Origin of the sequence: Sporosarcina sp. P3 (genome assembly GCF_002743415.1) — a bacterium.
Classification (GTDB): Bacteria; Bacillota; Bacilli; order Bacillales_A; family Planococcaceae; genus Sporosarcina; species Sporosarcina ureae_A.
This window is the reverse complement of the sequence record NZ_PDZE01000011.1, coordinates 60,831-78,355: the sequence shown is the minus strand read 5'-3', so window position 1 is coordinate 78,355 and position 17,525 is coordinate 60,831. Positions and strand designations below refer to the sequence as shown.

The following is a 17,525-nucleotide window of genomic DNA, read 5'->3' as shown; positions in this document are numbered from 1 at the left end:
GTATTTCAATTTCTTGGATATCCTTTTCTAGTCTTACGCCTTTGCATCTGGATCTCTACGTTTTGGATTCTTGATTAGCAACGCTAATAGAAGTCCTACAATGGATATACAACCTGATACAAGGAAGGCCATATTAACCCCCTGGATTTGACCTGTAACGGTTCCGTTATCTAGATCAGCTGTGATCATGACTGTAACGAGTGCAGCAGTTCCAATGGATCCTGAAATTTGACGAAACGTATTATTCATTGCTGTACCATGAGAAATTAAATGCGTAGGTAGCTGATTTAAGCCTAGTGTAGTGGATGGCATCATAATCATCGCAATCCCCATCATCCTCACAGCGTTCAATATAGCTAAGTAAGTGAATGTTGTATCTACTGATAAGTTGGCAAACATGAACGTCGTGACCGTTAAAATGGTGAAGCCAGAGAGTAGTAACCATTTAGCACCATATTTATCAAATATCGTACCGGTCACCGGATTCATGATTCCCATGACAATAGCCCCTGGAAGTAGCATAAGACCTGAATGGAGAGCATTAAAACCAAGCATAGTCTGCATGAACAACGGCAAGATCACTGTCGATGCAATCATGGAAGCAAATACGATCATACCTAAGCTAGTTGCCAGTGTGAATACACCATACTTGAACACTCTAAACTCGAGAATGGGCTGTTCCAATTTCAATTGTCGTAAAATGAACCACGCAAGTGAAATCGCCCCGATGATTAATGAAATTAAAACGTTCGCATGGAGCCAACCGGTATTACCGGCAATACTGAAGCCGTAAAGCAATCCACCAAAACCGAATGTCGAAAGCACAATCGATAAATAGTCCATTTTTGGATTGGTCAGTTTCGTTACATTTTTTAATAAGAAGAAAGCAGCGACAATATTTAACAAAGCAAAAGGTAATACAACATAGAATACGCTGCGCCAAGGGAACTGATCTACGAGATAACCAGACAAGCTTGGTCCAATCGCTGGGGCGAATGCAATGACGAGCCCAAAGTATCCCATTGCTTTTCCGCGTTGTTCAATCGGAAAGAGTAAGAACATAATAGTTTGCAGGAGCGGCATCATAATCCCAGCTCCCGTACCTTGGAGGACTCTTCCTACTAACAATATAGAGAAATTAGGAGAAGTCGCGGCGATTAGTGTACCTAAAGCAAAAATACTCATCGCTGTCAAAAATAGCCGTCGAGTTGTAAATTTTCCAATGAAAAAAGCTGTAATAGGAATCATAATCCCGTTGACTAGCATGAAGATCGACTGCAACCACTGTACTGTACTCTCGCTAATCTGAAGGTCTTTCATGATTGGCGGAAGGGCCGTAGCAAGTAGTGTTTGATTCAAAATAGTGATGAACGCACCCGATAACAGGACGATCATCAAGGGAAGATTCTTTTTAAAATCGAATTTCTGTGAGTTTACCATGTGCACGCATCACCTCATATTTAATTACAGATCACAAAATAATTCGGAGTTCGTTATAAATCTAACATACAGGCTATGTTAATTGTTATTTCGTAAGACCACAATTATCTTGCTTGATTACACCTATTGGAAAAGTTGGGGTAACACTGCGTTTAAAAGAATGTAATTAGGATAATATGACAGTAATAAGATTATTTATGTAGGAGGAAAGCCAACGTGAAAAAAGCTGTATTTCTGGATCGAGATGGTGTGATCAATGAAGTGTTGACAGATCGAGTGAAATTTGTGAATGAACCTAATCAACTGTATTTCTTGCCTGGAGTTGCGGAGGCAATTAAGCAATTGAATCAACTGTTTGATTATATATTTGTTGTAACAAATCAAGGCGGTGTAGGTCTTGGTTACATGAAAGAATCCAAATTGAAATCCATCCATGACTATATGATAGCAGAACTTGCAAAGGAAGGCGCAGTAATTGATGAAGTCGTTTATTGTCCGCATAAGCCAAAGTCTGGCTGTGATTGCCGCAAGCCTCACAGTCAGTTGATAGAAAATCTCGCAATGAAGTATGATGTAGATTTGTCCACTTCTTATATGGTAGGCGATACGGATACAGATATTATTGCCGGCAAGAGAGCAGGAACTAAGACAGTTTTTCTTGGTGCAACAGATCCAATAGCAGATGCAGTGTTCCCAGATCTGCTTCATGCTGTACCTTGGATTATGGAAGATATGGTGAAGTGAAAAGTGAGGAATTAGTACATCACTTCAGGTACTGGAGTCCTTTCTTTAATTCCATGGCGCGCAGTTGAATTTAATTGGCAAGTTTCTATGTATAGAAAATGGTAGAAGAAATCTTATTATTAAATGCAAGATACACTTAAATAAGAATCAAGTTATAGGCGATGTACGATAAAGAACAGAAGTCTTCATGACGACTTCTGTTCTTTATCGTGCTTTGAAATTGAATCATAAGGAAGGCGTAGGAAAATACTTATTTTAACGCTTATAAAATTCCACAAAATAAATAGAAAAAATGAACGTTTCTATAGTTTCATGATATAGTATTGAATGCATTTAAAATTAAAAGAGCATATGTAACGGAGGAAGTTATGTCGGATCTAAAGTTACCCAATAAAAGGTTTAGGCCCGAAATAGAAGGGGTACGAACGGTTGCAACATTATTAATCGCTATGTATCATATCTGGTTTGGTAGGGTGTCTGGTGGAATCGACGTGTTCTTCGTGATCTCAGGTTATTTGATGACATTGTCCATTCTCTCACGAATAGAACGAAACGGTTCAGTGAATTTTATAGAATACTTTCTGAACTTAATGAGAAGACTAGTACCTCAAGCCACAGTCGTCTTGATTTTCACCGGAATATTTGCAGTGATTCTTTTACCGCAGTTTGAATGGGGCGAAATCATTGCGCATATGATGGCTTCCACGTTTTACTTTGAAAACTGGCGATTAGCAATTGATTCTGTTGACTATTTAGCAAAAGATAATTTGGCAAGTCCTTTTCAACATTTTTGGTCACTCAGCGTACAAGGTCAATTTTATTTGATCTGGCCTGTTTTACTCCTATCTATTTATTATATCGCACGAAAATTTTTGAAAACACCTGTATATAAAACAGTACTTAGTTCGCTAATCATAGTGTTTGTATCTTCACTGGCTTTTTCCATCTATCAAACAAATGTTAACCAGCCATTTGCATACTTCAATACATTCACGCGCATGTGGGAATTTAGTATTGGCGGAATTTTTGCTTTGCTGTCTCCATACTTATTTTTCAATAAAAGATGGAGTGTGATCTTAGGATGGCTAGGTCTAGTGATTATTAGTCTCACTGGCGTTTTATTTCCCGTTTCGACGGTATTCCCTGGGTATTTCGCATTGGTCCCTATTAGCGGAGTATTACTCATATTAATCGCCTCAGAAAGTATTACACTATATGGTGTCAATCGATTTTTATCAACCAAGCCTCTCATTTATTTAGGTAGTCTTACATATGGTGTGTATTTATGGCATTGGCCGTTGCTAATTTTCTATCGTTCCTATATGGAAACAGAAACAGTACCTGTAGGTCACGGTATTTTACTGGTGATGACGACCCTCGTATTGTCCATGATTACTACCAAGTTATTAGAAAAACCTGTCCAAAAAATAGGTCGAAATCAAAAGAACGGGAAGCTACTCGTTGTTTTGTCTGCAATGCTAGTGCTTGCATGTAGTTCTATATTTTCTATATCTACTTATATTGAAAAAGCAACTGCTAGTTCGCATATTGTCCAGGAACAAGATTACCCTGGGGCTCAATCAGAAAAGTTTGATATGCAAACTGTATCTTATGTAGACCTGATTCCATCACCATCAGAAATCAAAACCGATCTGCCGGCATTTTATGAAGATTTGGAATGCCAATCGGCTAACCTAACAGAAGTTAGGAAATGTTCGTATGGTGTTTTGAAGGACTTTGATTTCACTTTGGCGCTCGTAGGTGGATCTCACTCAGGTCATTGGTTCCCGGCTTTAATAGAATTAGCGGAAGACATGAATTTTAAAATCGATTTATATAGTCATGATGGCTGTCGATTTACAGATGAAGATCCTAAAGGAAATTTAACAAAAGCGTGTATTCCGTGGAATCGTAACTTAATTGATACGTTACTAGAAGATCCACCTGATTTGGTTTTCACGACATCGACAGTGAATAAGCGTCCAAAAGTACCGCAAGGATTTATCAATCAATGGAAACGACTTGAAGGAATTACGACCATCTTTGCGATACGGGATAATCCCCGCATGCAAAAGATTATTCCTGTCTGCCTTGAACAAGCAGACGATCTGTTGGACTGTTCAGTACCGCGAGACCAAGCTATTGCAAAGGAAACTCCGTGGGAAGTGACAGAAGGTATTCCATCGAATGTGTTTTTCGCAGACTTAACAGACTCTTTCTGTGATGAAACGACTTGTTATCCTGTCATCGGGAATATTATTGTCTATCGTGATGATAACCATATTACCGCTCAGTATGCAAAAACGTTAGCACCCGCATTAAAAGTACCGTTGCAGCAAGCATTTGATAGCATAGGAAAAAACATACGCAATGATGAGTGATCTGTTTGCCATGAACCTTGTATAGTTCATCTAGATACGGGAAAGCTATCTTATAGAACGAATACTTCAAAAAGGAGTGTATAGGATGGCGAAGAATTATCCCAAGCCGAATGATTCTGCAGACAACAAAGAACGACTGAATAAGACGATCAGCAACATGGAAGCAGCAGAAGATGCGATGAAGTTTGCTGAGGGCAAAGAGTTCGAACAGATCAAAAAGAAAAACGAACGCAGAGCAGAAAGTATCGAGGATTTAAAAGATGAAATTAGTGAAGAAGACAAGTCAAGGATCAACGGGTATATATAAGTAATTCGCTACGAAAAAATTTGGCCCTCACTTATATAAGTGAGGGTTTTTGAGGTCTGTTATGAGAAAAATAAATAAGCAAAAAAGAGGAATCCATCTACTGCGCTGTATAGAATAGAAGAATCAACTAAATTTACGGTTTTTCTATATAAGGAGAGAATACATAATGAAAAGAATAAAAAAAATTGACGAGTGGCGGGAACTGCTTGAAAAGTCGGATGAGCAACCATTTCTATTATTTAAATCCAGTATGACTTCTGTGAGCAGTTTGGCAGCAAAAAAAGAATTGGATGGACTTCGCACGGATTTGCCTATTTATATCGTCATTACACAAGTGAGTAAAAAGCTTTCAGCGGCTATTGAATCAGATTTAGGTGTTCCGCACGAAGTTCCACAATTATTAATTTTAAAAGGTAAACGAGCGATCTGGCAAGCTACTCATTATCAAATCAAAGAACAGATTTTACTGGATGCGATAAAAGAATATGTTTGAGGTGTATAAGGATTTTGAGTTACTTCCTTAAGACATACGAAAAGGTGCATGGACGTTTTTAAATACATTGACGATAAACAGTAGAATGGAAATGGCTAATGCGCTACCGCCACCCCATACGCAAATTTGAATTAAGATCATTGGCATACCGAGTGCTGGTTGTATGATTAACATTCCGATTAATAATACAGGTAATCCGATGTTATACAGCCAAAAATGTGCTTTGCCGAGTATACTGTTACCTGCTTGGGGATAGATGGTATAAATGACTCCAATTACTGCCGTTGTGAGCCACCCGACCACATTAATATGTGCATGTGTTGCTCCCCACTGAAGTTGAATAGTAGCGTGCATAAATAGTCCAAATCCCACACCAATTAAAAAATAGATCACTGCTGCTTTAATCCACCTTGCGCCCATCAATAATCAGCTCCTTTTCATAAATAATACGTTTGTTCCTTATCTATTATGTATGTACGGATTTATATAATTCAAACATTCAATTAACTAGAGTTGTAACAACTACTCATAAAAATAGTACATAACAAAAGGAGTCCTTATGATGGTAACTATATTTCCCACTATTTATGACATAGCAATGAAGCCGTTAGAAGCAAGTCGATTTAAAAAGGTTCGAACGGAGTTAGTCCGTAATGCACAAGGGGAAGTACTGGAAATTGGTTCAGGTACCGGTATCAACTTTCCATATTATCGGCAGGCAAAACATGTAGCAGCGATTGAACCGAATCCAGAGATGAGTCGCAGAGCTTCGAGAAGAGGACGAAACGCGCATGTGCCGATTACTCTATATGAAGCAAAGGCAGAATCATTACCATTTGCTGATCATACATTTGATACAGTCATCTCGACTTTAGTATTTTGTACAATACCGAATCCGTTACTTGCTTTGAAAGAAATCCAACGTGTAAGTAAACCAGGCGCCACTATTATATTTTTCGAACATGTCAAAATGAAGCAACCCACTCTTGCAAAAGCACAAGAGTTAGTAAACCCGTTATGGGAAAAGGTGTGTGATGGTTGCCAACTAAATCGTGATACACTTTCCATGATCTTGGATGCAGGTTTATACGTAGAAGAGTTGGAATCACTTTACGGAGGCTTGTTTTTATCAATTCAATGTAAAAATTACTAGCAAGAATTTACGAGAGGATTTGGCTACACAGCTAATTTAAAACTGTGGACCAATTCTGTATGGGTATCACTTAGCCCGTTCGTGTATTTGCCATGATGAAACGGAAGGAAGTTAGGGAATGAAAAAAATAGTTATGCTTGCTCTGGTAACAATTTTTCTACTTGCAGCGTGCGGGAATAATAAGGTAGATGATTCTGCTGCCAAAGAGTATATGGAGAAATCAAAAGAAACCATCACGTTATTTAATGAAGAGAAGTTTGATGAAATGCGTACTATGTTTGATCCAACGATGAAAGATGCTTTATCCGTAGAGCAATTACAAGAAGTATCAAATATTGTAAAGGAATCCGGTGAATTCGTCAGCTTTGAGAAAGAGTCAGTCGCTAAGAAAGAGCAATATTTTGTTGCGACGATTGTTGCGAAGTATAAAGAAGATAATAGAGTCTACACGATCACATTGGATGAAAAGCAACGAGTCGCAGGATTTTTTGTAAAATAGTTTAAACAACGGAAGCTCTAACAGAAGTCATTCACTTCTTGTTAGAGTTTTTTATTACTATCGCATTTCCGGTATTTAAAGTCTCTCTGAATTTAAATCTCTACTCACACTTGCTAAAGAAAAGAAAATTAGTTATTATAATAGTCAGAACATACCAACCGGTTAGTATAAATGACGAAGGGGAGTAAGAACATGAATTCAAACGATGTGAAACGGATTACAGTAATTGGTGCTGGGCAGATGGGACACCAAATTGCCATGCTATGTGCGCTAGGCGGATACCAAACCACGTTGCAAGATATTAACCAGGAGGCTTTGCGACAAGCAAAGAATAACTTGGAGCGTCTGATGGGTGATTGGGTAAGAAAAGAAAAGATTAATGAGCCAGCTATAGAGAGAGCTTTTTCATTACTAACCTTTACTGATCATTTAGAAGAAGCAGCGAAAGACGCGGATCTTGTGATAGAGGCGATTGTCGAAGTGCTGGAAGTAAAGCAGGAATTGTTTAAAAAACTAGATAAAATGACTCCATCTCATACTATACTGGCAACAAATAGTTCCACGATTATGAATTCATTGCTCGCAGAAGTGACGGACAGACCGGATCAAGTATGCAATATGCATTTCTTCTTCCCGCCACTCGTAATGGATAGCCTCGAAGTAGTCATGAGTGAAAAAACTTCTGAAGAGACAAAGGATATCGCCATGGCCGTTTCAAAACAAATTGGACGTACAGCAGTACTATTGAGAAAAGAGATTTCAGGATTTGTTGCGAATCGTATACTTGGTGCAATCCACCGAGAAGCAACGTACTTGTATGAAGAAGGAATTGCTGACTTCAAAGATATCGATCTTATTATAAGAAAATCTCTTGGCCATAAACTCGGCCCTTTCGAATTAATCGATATGTCAGGAGCAGACGTCGTGTATTCGGCCATGCAACATCAATATCAGCAAAGCGGAGATGAAAGAGATCAGCCACCTGCATGCATTAAAGAAAAAGTAGATAAAGGGGAACTAGGAAGGAAAACGAAAATAGGGTTTTATGATTACCGTGAAGTACCGGTGAAGTAAGATAGAAAACGATTTGGAATGTAGTAGGCAACAACTTTATTGGATGAAGATGCTGTCTAGTAAATAGGAGAGGGGAATTGCTATGCAAAAAACAGAGCGACCGTATTGGCCATCTACAGTACCCGAAAAATTAACTTATCGTCTCGGTGAAATCCCCCTACATGAATATGTAAAACGAAATGCGCAAGATCTATCAAATCAGCCTGCATTCCAATTTTACGGCAATGCGATAAGTTGGAAAAGTCTAGATGATCAAGTTGATAGACTGGCGCAATTCTTTATTGAGAAGAGCTTCAAAAAAGGGGACAGAATCGCACTGTATATGCAGAATTGCCCCCAATATATTATTGGACATTATGCGATTCAACGTATAGGTGGCATTGTAGTTCCATTGAATCCAATGTATCGCGAAGCAGAGTTGATCTATCTTATTGAAGAAGCATCGATTAAAGGCATTATTGCCGGTCAGGAAATCTATAGCCGTATTGAAAAGATTGCGGAAGAAGTTCCGGGTCTTCATTGTAAAATCACAACCAATTATACAGATTACTTGCCACCTAAGCCTACTCTTCCATTTCCACAAGAATATCATACACCGAAAGATTCATTTCATGATACCTATGACTTTATTTCAGTCATACAGAATACCGAGCCACTGAAAGAATATCCCGATATTAATTTGTGGGAAGACACGGCACTGCTAGTGTTCACTTCAGGGACGACAGGAAGACCAAAAGGAGCCATGTTGACGCATGGGAATGCTTTATATAAAACAGCAGCTGCAGTTGCAGGCAATGAAATGAATCAACAGGAGGTATTGCTGTCGGTTGCTCCGCTAAGTCATATTGCCGGTATGCTGATGGGCGTGAATATCCCTGTCTATAATGCTAGTGAAACGATCTTAATGACAAGGTTTGACCCACAAGCTACGGTTCTAGCGATTGAAAAGTACAAAGTGACAACTTGGTACAGTATTGCCATCATGAATGGGGCTATTCTACAAATACCCGGTATAGAAAACCGTGACTTCTCTTCCTTGACAAAGAACATGTCCACTAGTTTTGGAATTCAAGTAACAGAGGAATTAGCGCATAAGTGGAGCTTGGTGACAAAGGGATGTCCGATGTTCGAAGCCTCCTATGGGCTAAGTGAGACTCATACAGGCGATACATTTATGCCGCAGGAGAATATAAAATTTGGAAGCTGTGGAATCGCTGTAAATGAAACAGAAATTAAAATCATCGATCCAGCAACTGGAGACGAAGTGCCAGCCTTAAAAGAAGGAGAAGTCATCTTAAAAGGTCCTGGCGTATTTAAAGGGTATCTGAACAGACCGGAAGCGACTGAGGAAGCTTTACGGGACGGTTGGCTGCACACCGGTGACTTTGGAAAATTGGATGAAGAAGGGTATTTGTATTATCTCGGACGTATTAAAGAGCTGATAAAGTGTTCGGGATATAGTGTATTCCCTGATGATGTAGAAGCTTTGCTCAGTAATCATCCGGCTGTTTCACAGTCAGTTGCGATCGGTGTGCCGGATTCCAAAAGAGGAGAGAGTGTTAAAGCGTTCATCGTCTTGAAAACAGATTGCAAAGGTAAAATCGAACCACAAGAAATAATAGACTGGGCGAAACACAATATGGCGGCTTATAAATATCCTCGTGAAGTAGAATTCATTGAGGAGTTACCTACAACGAGCTCAGGGAAAATTCTGAGAAGGTTGTTGAAAGAAGGCGGTGGTCAAGGTGACGCATAAACCCGCAGAAAATGCAGTGAATCAATCTATTGAAAAGTTGAAACGGAGGAAAGAGCAAGCATTTGAAAGCGGGGGAGTAGACAAGCTCGAAAAGCAGCGCCAATCCGGTCGCTATACCGCAAGAGAGCGTATTGATCTGCTCGTGGATAAAGACTCGTTTATGGAACTCGGCATGCTGAACTACTCGGATCAAATGGGAATTGGGAGCACTAGTGCTGGTGACGGTTTAATTGGTGGTTTGGGAAAAATTAATGGCAGGCATGTAGTGATTCAGGCAGGTGACCAAACTGTTTTCGCTGGTACGGAAGGGACTGTCCATCTCCGGAAATCAAAATCATTGATGGAATATGCTATTAAGCGTGGGCTGCCTATGTTTAACTTGAATGAAGGTGGCGGTCTCAGGATGCCTGATGGAATGGGATCGGATGGAATCAGCACTAAATTATTTCCACATGAGCTTTTAACAGTAAGTCGAGAAATTCCTATGATTACAGGGATTTTTGGAGACAGTTTTGGAGGGCCTACTTGGATTGCCGTATCGTCTGATTTTGTCACACAAGTGAAAGGCACATGTCTTGCTGTGGCAGGGCCGCGCATGCTGGAAATGGCTAGCGGTCAAAAGGTATCCAAAGAAGAGTTAGGTGGGACAGAAGTACATGTCCGACAGACTGGTCAAGTAGATTCCACGGCAGACTCCACTAAAGAGTGCATAGAACAAATGAAAGAGTTCTTTGCCTACATGCCATCTAATAGCTCAGAATTATCGCCGCGTAAGCAGACAAGTGATAGTCCTGATCGCATATCTGACAATGTCTTGTCCATTCTTCCGTCGTTATCAAATCGAGTTTATGATATGAAACGAATTATCGAAGACCTTGTAGATGACGGGGAGTATATGGAATATAAACCTGGTTACGGCCAGGCGCTGATTACAGTTTTGACACATATGGACGGGCGCGCGGTCGGAATTATTGCGAATCAACCGAATAAATACGCTGGTGCGAGCGGTCCAGAAGAATGTGAAAAAGCAACGGACTTCATCTGTCTATGTGATTCTTACCATATACCGCTGATTTTTCTTCATGATACACCTGGCTTCAGAATCAGCACACAAGCTGAAAAAGAAAAAATACCAACTAAGATTATGGTGTGGAATCAAGCATTAGCGCAATCAACAGTCCCTAAAATTTCCGTTATTATACGAAAAAGTATTGGGGCAGCTTATGGCAATATGTGTGGTCCGACGATGGGCGCAGATTTCGTAGTCGCATGGCCAACTGCAGAAATCAATTTTACGGGTCCTGAAGTTGGAATTAATGTAGTGTACGGCAGGCAATTAGAAAAAGCAGAAAATCCGAAAGAAGAAAGGAAGAAGTTACTAGAGAATTGGGCGTTTGACAGTTCACCTTATAAAGCTGCAGCTAGTCATTATATAGACGATGTTATTGATCCTCGCGAGACACGCAAATTTATCTGTCAGTCATTGGATTTTGCAAGTGTGAAAAACGGTGGTAGAAGTGAGCGGCGTTTAGCCAATTGGCCGACTGGATTTTAATCAAATCATACAAACGACGACACATAGGCTATTTATGTGTCGTTTTTTAATGAATCTACATCGATAGCCACTGTTAAAAGCATCATTCAGTACGGAGGTTTCTGTTCTTTCTCCATTCATGCATCTGCTAAAAGAAAAATTGATCGATTGGCTGACTGAATAGAAATCGAGAGTTTTTGAGTTTAGTAAAGATTAGTATATACTGAATAGAAATGTGAAGAAGTCAGCCTGATTTACAGTAAACGCTACCTATGATTCATTAGCTATCCTAACTGGAGGGGAAATTATGAAGAAATTAGTTTGGTTGATCACACTCGTTTTAGTGCTGACGGCTTGCGGATCGACAGATAAAGTAAATGAAAATGAAGGACTTCCAACAGTAGATTTAAAAGAAGTTGAAGCTTTACAAAAGGAAGGCGCGGTAGTGATGGATGTGCGCGAAGTAGATGAATACAATGAGGGGCATATAAGAAGTGCCATCAACCTACCATTATCTCAATTACAAGATGGTGAAAGAGCCGGATTAGATCAAGAACAGAAGTACATAGTGATTTGCCGTAGCGGAAGCCGTTCACAAACAGCAAGTGAGATTTTGCATAAAGAAGGATACGATGTGACCAATGTGTCAGAAGGTATGTCCACTTGGCGAGGTCCAGTAGAATAATGAAGAAATGGGCGACGGAATGTGTACCGTCGCTTTTTGGTAGAAATTTATTCAGTCGGTGGTCCTATTAATTGCGAAGGAGAGATATCTTTTACTGCGGCAGCCCATTGCGGTTCATTTAATCCATAAGAGTAAGCAAAAACATCAGTAGGTGTAGCGGTTAGAATATCGGAACCTAAGACAACTTCTGGTGTATTTGCATTAAATATACCTTGCAGATGTGTGTCGTCGGTATGTGCGATTTGGTAATGCCACCATCCTTGTGGGATATTAACCACTTGACCCGCCGTAATCTTATAATGTTGGAAAGTTTTCGTGTCGATATTCATGATAGATATAGTAGCTGAGCCTGCAACACAATAGGTGAGCTCGGAAGCATTTGGGTGGTAATGTGGTTCAATGATGTGATCTTGACTGAGAAAGATATCCAACATCGACAAATGATCCAATGTGTTAAGTTGTTTGACACTTAAAATATTAATAAAATTCTTTTCGTCTTTCTTGAAAAAGGGACTAGTATTCAGATCCGCTGCGTAATGAGGATTATTTGAAATCATTTTTATCCGACCTTTCCTGTGAGCTGTTCTATTGTATGTACGTAGGCAAGTAATGTGATGTAATTTGTATAATTGTTTCCAAGTGTGATGAAGGCGAATAAAGGGTAGTTACTTACAGAATGGATAAACAGAATGAGCATGAATAGTTGGAGGAGATGGAGTATGGTCAAAGAATACGATTTGCTTGTAATTGGAACAGGTAATGCGGGTTCCATTACCGCAACGAAATGTAGAAAAGAAGGCTGGAGCGTCGCAATAATCGATGACCGGCCGTTTGGTGGTACCTGTTCTCAGCGAGGTTGTGACCCGAAGAAAGTATTGGTAGGAGCTGGTGAACTGATTGATTGGAATAAACGTATGCATGGAAAAGGCATCGAAGGAGACGGCAAAATCAATTGGCCTGAGTTAATGGAATTCAAACGGACATTTACTCAGTCGATACCTGACGATACGGAAGAAAAATTCGAGAAATTAGGAATTGATATCTATCACGGAAAGGCGCTTTTCCAAAGTGAAACAGAATTGAAAGTATGCTCAGATATATTAAAAGGAAAACATATCGTAATTGCCACAGGTGCAGAACCGATCAAATTGAATATTGAAGGGGAAGAATATTTGACGCTGAGCGATGATTTCATGGAACTGGAGACACTACCTAAAAAGATCGTCTTTATAGGTGGCGGGTTCATTTCATTTGAATTTGCGCATCTTGCTGCACGGGCAGGCTCAGAAGTGCATATTTTGCATAGAAGTGAAAGTGCTTTGAAGCATTTTGATCAGGATTTAGTAAAAATGCTCATAACACGTACGGAAGAAGTTGGCGTTCATGTGCATTTGAACACACCCGTAAATGGAATTGAGAAATGTGGCAATTCATTTGTGGTCAAAGGCGAACAAGATGATCGTCAAGTAGAATGGAAAGCAGATCTCGTTGTACATGGGGCAGGACGCGCACCGGCATTGGATATTGATCTGGAAAAAGGAAATGTACAGCGTGATAAGCAAGGTGTTTGTGTTAATGAATACATGCAAAGCGTTAGTAATCCACATGTATATGCGGCTGGAGATGCCGCTTCAAGTGATGCGCCTCCATTGACGCCTGTCGCAACAACTGAATCACATGTTGTCGCTTCGAATTTGCTGGAAGGAAATAACAAAACGGCTGATTATCCCGTTATTCCATCTGTTGTCTACACCGTTCCTGCATTATCATCTGTCGGAATGAGCGAACATGAGGCAAAAGAATCCGGTTTAAAAATATTTGTAAAATCACAAGATATGACCGAGTGGTTCACATATAAACGGACGAATGAACGAGCGGCGGCATTTAAAGTCATTATCGACCAAGAAAAAGACGTCGTAATCGGTGCCCATTTCTTAGGTGGAGGAGCCGATGAACTCATCAACCTCTTTGCGATGGCTATTCGTTTTGAAATTCCTGTTGCTGAATTGAAACAGATGCCATTCGCGTATCCAACGATCGCTTCTGATATTTCCTATATGCTGTAAATACATTAAAAGCACTCTCTATCTGACAAGTGGATAGGGAGTTTTTAATGGATGATAAATAGTAAAAGACTTTATACAGAACGATGACATTGACTCTTTAAAGCTCATCACGTTATCCTGTAGAATGATGCCTTTAGTTAAAATAAATTGGTTGCATTACATAGTAGACAGGAGGAGAGACGATGATCAAGCGAGCATTAACTATCGCTGGTTCAGCCGCACGTGGAGGGGCAGGAATCCAAGCTGATTTGAAAACGTTCCAAGAATTTGACGTCTTTGGCACAACAGCGGTCACAGCGATTGTTGCTAGAAACCCACGAACTGGAAAAGGTATATTCCCGCAATCTTGGGAAGCGATTGAAGCACAACTCGTGACGATAGAAGAAGATATTGGTATAGATGCAATGAAAACAGGTATGTTGTTTACAAAAGAAATTATTGTCAACGTAACGAAGTGGATTCGACAATCCGACATTCAACAGATTGTCGTTGATCCTGTAATGATCGGAAAGATGGGATCCGCGTTGTTAAAGGACGATGCAATGGAAGCGATGCAGAAGCAATTGATTCCTCATGCCACAGTGATTACACCGAATATGCCAGAAGCTTCTTACCTATTGGGGGGTATGGAATTGAAATCCGTAGCCGATTTAAAAGAAGCTGCACGTCGTTTATTTACTTTTGGACCGAAGTTTGTATTGGTGAAAGGTGGAAGACTGGAAGGACCTGCAGTGGATGTGCTATATGACGGAGTACAGTTCTATCTACTTGAAGCTCCAAGAATTGACACGCTGAATACAAATGGTGCAGGTTGCAGTTACTCTGCCGCCATCACAGCTGGCTTGGCAAAGGGGCAAACCGTACCAGAAGCTGTAATAGAGGCGAAGAAGTTCATCACAGCAGGCATTCGCCATTCCTTGACCTTTAAACAAGGCGTAGGACCAACCTATCACGCGGCATATGGGAAATATGACGAAACGAGTTGTAAAGTAACTATCGAGCAGGCTTGAGATCAAGAACGAGCATATATAAGAGGATGTCCTAGAATTAAAAACATTTCTAGAGCATCCTCTTTTGTATGGATTCAGTTTAAGTTCCCATAGAAAACTGTTTTCAATGTACAACAGAAAGTGTCACGACTTACATTGCAAGAAATGAAACACGTCCTCTACGAAGCGCAAATCTCCACTCGAACAGCCACTCTCTTACATATAAGTAGTAATCGAATCAATAGGTAAACGCGTAGAACCGTAAGCAGGCGAAGCGGCCTTACCTACCGCAATTAGCACGAGTGGCTCATAGCGTGATTCAAGTTCAAACGATTTTGCAAATTGCTGCTTATCAAAACCGCCCATCGGCACAGTATCATACCCTTTGGCTTTTGCAATCAACATCAACTGCATCGAAACGAGTCCTGCATCAAACGTCGCGATATTACGTCTCGCTTCAAGTGGTGCATTCGGATAAGCTGCCTTCGCATTTTGAATCTGAATCTGCACATGCTCTTCATCTATATTTCCTGCAGCCAAATTCGAAAGATAAATCTCATCAATATTGTGGTACATTTCTGTATCGCCAATCACCGCGATAATAGCGGATGCCGTTTCGATTTGTTCTTGATTGAATGAAAAACGATTGATTTTCTTTTTTAACTCTTGATCTTGTATAACGAGAAAACGCCATGGCTGTAAATTGCTTGATGAAGGAGCGGAAATCGCTTCCTCTAGCATAGACGTAATATCTTCTCGATTCATTATATAGTGTGGATCAAATTTTCTAACGGACTTACGTGCATGCATAACTTCTACTACTTCTTCGTAATTTAATGACATACTGACAAACTCCTCTTAAAATATATTGATGTACACTTACTATTAGTAAGTTCTTTTTAAGATTACTATTAGTAAGCTTGTTTGTCAAACGTAGGTGTGATAAAGTAAAAGTAGTACAGGATTGGGGTTTTGCTAATGAAGAAAAATGAAGAGTTTGTTCAGTCGGTAAATCCTAAAGGTCAAAAAAGTTGCGATAGTTTCCACAACACGATCGAGTTTATCGGTAAGCGTTGGATGGGGATTATTATTTATCATTTATTAGATGGACCGAAAAGGTTCTTTGAATTATCGGCGGAGATCGACGGGATATCAGATCGTCTTCTAACGGAGAGATTGCGTGATTTAGAAGCGCACGGCTTGGTCGTCAAAAACCAGTCCGATCCAAAGGTTAGAAAAGTCGAGTATGAGCTCACGCCAAAAGGTAAAGAGTTAGAAGATATTATTCAGGCCATTTTTGAGTGGGTAAAGAAAAATGGTTGCTGTTATGAGGAGTGAATGAATTGATTAGAGAACAGGCAAAACAATTTAACGGCATTCCGTTATCCATATTAGACTTAGCCATGATCAATGAAGGCAGTCATGCAGGACAATCATTTAAGAACAGTGTAGATCTTGCACAACATGCAGAAGAGTGGGGATTCAATCGGTACTGGTTAGCAGAGCATCATAATATGCCCGGTGTTGCGAGTTCCGCTACGTCGATCATCATTGGACATGTAGCGCAAGAGACGAAGGATATTCGCGTAGGTTCAGGCGGTGTCATGCTACCAAACCACGCACCGCTTGTTATTGCGGAACAATTCGGCACACTAGATGCGATGTATCCTGGCCGCATTGACTTAGGGTTAGGTCGTGCGCCTGGTAGTGACCAAGCGACAGCGTATGCTCTTCGCCGTACATTACAAAGTAGTGGAGAAGATTTCCCGCAGCAAGTGGAAGAGTTACGTAAGTATTTTGCGGGTAACCCAACTGATCGTGTTCGAGCATTTCCTGGAGCAGGGCAGAACGTGCCGATTTGGTTGCTCGGTTCAAGTGGCTTCAGTGCGCAATTGTCAGCGGAGCTCGGCTTGCCGTTTTCATTCGCCAGTCATTTTGCGCCGCAGTTTATGATGCAAGCACTGCAAATTTATCATCAAAACTTCCGACCGTCGAAAGATCTTCAGAAACCACATGCGATGATGGGAGTGAACCTAATTGCAGCGGATACGGATGAAAAAGCACAATACTTGGCTACATCCATGCAGCAGCAGTTTTTAAATATCCGTCAAGGGAAGATGACGCAATTTAGTCCACCGATTAAAGATATTCATGCGGTATGGTCACCATTTGAACAAGAAGCAGTGGCACAGCAAAGCCAGGCACCATCTGTCATTATTGGTGGTCCTGAAACTGTGAAACGGAAGCTGGAAGAGTTTGTGGAGATGACAAAAGCGGATGAGCTGATTATCAGTTCAGGAATCTTTGATCATTCAGAACGACTTCGTTCATATGAAATCTTAAGTGAAATTATGAGATAAAAGAAAAACATCCGCCTTGCAGGTCAAACTGCATGGCGGATGTT

Annotated in this window: 18 protein-coding genes; 14 read left to right on the top strand and 4 right to left on the bottom strand. The window is 40.3% G+C overall.

The genetic code is table 11. The features are described 5' to 3' along the window. Positions 1–33: 33 nt before the first annotated feature. Positions 34–1,440, bottom strand: a complete 1,407-nt coding sequence (locus CSV61_RS13280) for an MDR family MFS transporter (protein ID WP_099639602.1) — start codon at positions 1,438–1,440, stop codon at positions 34–36. A 216-nt stretch (positions 1,441–1,656) separates the two neighbouring features. On the opposite strand from CSV61_RS13280, the gene CSV61_RS13275 reads away from it, so the two are divergent. The 4 genes from CSV61_RS13275 (at position 1,657) to CSV61_RS13260 (ending at position 5,365) form a co-directional block, all read left to right on the top strand. Further along, a complete protein-coding gene (locus tag CSV61_RS13275; RefSeq protein ID WP_099639601.1) occupies positions 1,657–2,184 on the top strand; it encodes a D-glycero-alpha-D-manno-heptose-1,7-bisphosphate 7-phosphatase in 528 nt (175 codons plus the stop codon). A gap of 368 nt (positions 2,185–2,552) precedes the next feature. After that, positions 2,553–4,565: an acyltransferase family protein gene (locus CSV61_RS13270; protein ID WP_099639600.1), complete on the top strand. Its 2,013-nt coding sequence runs from the start codon at positions 2,553–2,555 to the stop codon at positions 4,563–4,565. Positions 4,566–4,650: 85 nt separating this feature from the next. Further along, positions 4,651–4,872 (top strand): small, acid-soluble spore protein tlp, encoded by a 222-nt coding sequence (locus CSV61_RS13265; RefSeq protein WP_083032511.1) that lies wholly within the window; start codon positions 4,651–4,653, stop codon positions 4,870–4,872. 166 nt (positions 4,873–5,038) lie between these two features. Beyond that, positions 5,039–5,365 (top strand): monothiol bacilliredoxin BrxC family protein, encoded by a 327-nt coding sequence (locus CSV61_RS13260; protein ID WP_099639599.1) that lies wholly within the window; start codon positions 5,039–5,041, stop codon positions 5,363–5,365. A 27-nt stretch (positions 5,366–5,392) separates the two neighbouring features. Here CSV61_RS13260 and CSV61_RS13255 read toward each other — a convergent pair whose 3' ends face one another. Beyond that, positions 5,393–5,785 carry a hypothetical protein gene (locus tag CSV61_RS13255; RefSeq protein WP_083032505.1) on the bottom strand — a complete coding sequence of 131 codons (393 nt, stop codon included), beginning with the start codon at positions 5,783–5,785 and terminating at the stop codon, positions 5,393–5,395. A 142-nt stretch (positions 5,786–5,927) separates the two neighbouring features. Here CSV61_RS13255 and CSV61_RS13250 point away from each other — a divergent pair, with 142 nt between their 5' ends. The 6 genes from CSV61_RS13250 to CSV61_RS13225 all read left to right on the top strand — a co-directional run bounded on the left by CSV61_RS13250 (position 5,928) and on the right by CSV61_RS13225 (position 12,066). Then, on the top strand, positions 5,928–6,518 hold the full coding sequence (locus tag CSV61_RS13250) for a class I SAM-dependent methyltransferase (protein WP_099639598.1): 591 nt from the start codon (positions 5,928–5,930) through the stop codon (positions 6,516–6,518). A 118-nt stretch (positions 6,519–6,636) separates the two neighbouring features. Beyond that, complete coding sequence (locus CSV61_RS13245) at positions 6,637–7,017, top strand: DUF3887 domain-containing protein (protein ID WP_099639597.1); 381 nt, start codon at positions 6,637–6,639, stop codon at positions 7,015–7,017. Between the two features lie 192 nt (positions 7,018–7,209). Then, positions 7,210–8,091, top strand: coding sequence for a 3-hydroxyacyl-CoA dehydrogenase family protein (locus tag CSV61_RS13240; protein ID WP_099639596.1), 882 nt, complete (start codon positions 7,210–7,212; stop codon positions 8,089–8,091). Between the two features lie 82 nt (positions 8,092–8,173). Then, the gene (locus CSV61_RS13235; RefSeq protein ID WP_099639595.1) at positions 8,174–9,847 is read left to right on the top strand and encodes an AMP-binding protein; all 1,674 of its coding nucleotides are present in this window, start codon (positions 8,174–8,176) and stop codon (positions 9,845–9,847) included. Further along, positions 9,837–11,402, top strand: a complete 1,566-nt coding sequence (locus CSV61_RS13230; RefSeq protein ID WP_233193609.1) for an acyl-CoA carboxylase subunit beta — start codon at positions 9,837–9,839, stop codon at positions 11,400–11,402. Before CSV61_RS13235 ends, CSV61_RS13230 begins: the two co-directional genes overlap by 11 nt. A 286-nt stretch (positions 11,403–11,688) precedes the next feature. Further along, on the top strand, positions 11,689–12,066 hold the full coding sequence (locus CSV61_RS13225) for a rhodanese-like domain-containing protein (RefSeq protein WP_099639594.1): 378 nt from the start codon (positions 11,689–11,691) through the stop codon (positions 12,064–12,066). 47 nt (positions 12,067–12,113) lie between these two features. Here the strand turns inward: CSV61_RS13225 and CSV61_RS13220 are convergent, their stop codons facing one another. Beyond that, the gene (locus tag CSV61_RS13220; protein ID WP_099639593.1) at positions 12,114–12,623 is read right to left on the bottom strand and encodes a cupin domain-containing protein; all 510 of its coding nucleotides are present in this window, start codon (positions 12,621–12,623) and stop codon (positions 12,114–12,116) included. A gap of 162 nt (positions 12,624–12,785) precedes the next feature. Between CSV61_RS13220 and CSV61_RS13215 the strand changes: the two genes are divergently transcribed. Both CSV61_RS13215 and thiD read left to right on the top strand, forming a co-directional pair. Beyond that, the gene (locus CSV61_RS13215) at positions 12,786–14,132 is read left to right on the top strand and encodes a dihydrolipoyl dehydrogenase family protein (protein WP_099639592.1); all 1,347 of its coding nucleotides are present in this window, start codon (positions 12,786–12,788) and stop codon (positions 14,130–14,132) included. Positions 14,133–14,314: 182 nt separating this feature from the next. Further along, complete coding sequence (thiD, locus tag CSV61_RS13210) at positions 14,315–15,142, top strand: bifunctional hydroxymethylpyrimidine kinase/phosphomethylpyrimidine kinase (RefSeq protein ID WP_099639591.1); 828 nt, start codon at positions 14,315–14,317, stop codon at positions 15,140–15,142. A gap of 195 nt (positions 15,143–15,337) precedes the next feature. Here the strand turns inward: thiD and CSV61_RS13205 are convergent, their stop codons facing one another. Further along, complete coding sequence (locus CSV61_RS13205; protein ID WP_083032472.1) at positions 15,338–15,964, bottom strand: nitroreductase family protein; 627 nt, start codon at positions 15,962–15,964, stop codon at positions 15,338–15,340. Between the two features lie 135 nt (positions 15,965–16,099). Here CSV61_RS13205 and CSV61_RS13200 point away from each other — a divergent pair, with 135 nt between their 5' ends. Next, positions 16,100–16,459, top strand: coding sequence for a winged helix-turn-helix transcriptional regulator (locus CSV61_RS13200; RefSeq protein ID WP_083032469.1), 360 nt, complete (start codon positions 16,100–16,102; stop codon positions 16,457–16,459). A gap of 5 nt (positions 16,460–16,464) precedes the next feature. Then, a complete protein-coding gene (locus CSV61_RS13195) occupies positions 16,465–17,481 on the top strand; it encodes an LLM class flavin-dependent oxidoreductase (protein WP_199173636.1) in 1,017 nt (338 codons plus the stop codon). Positions 17,482–17,525 lie beyond the last annotated feature (44 nt).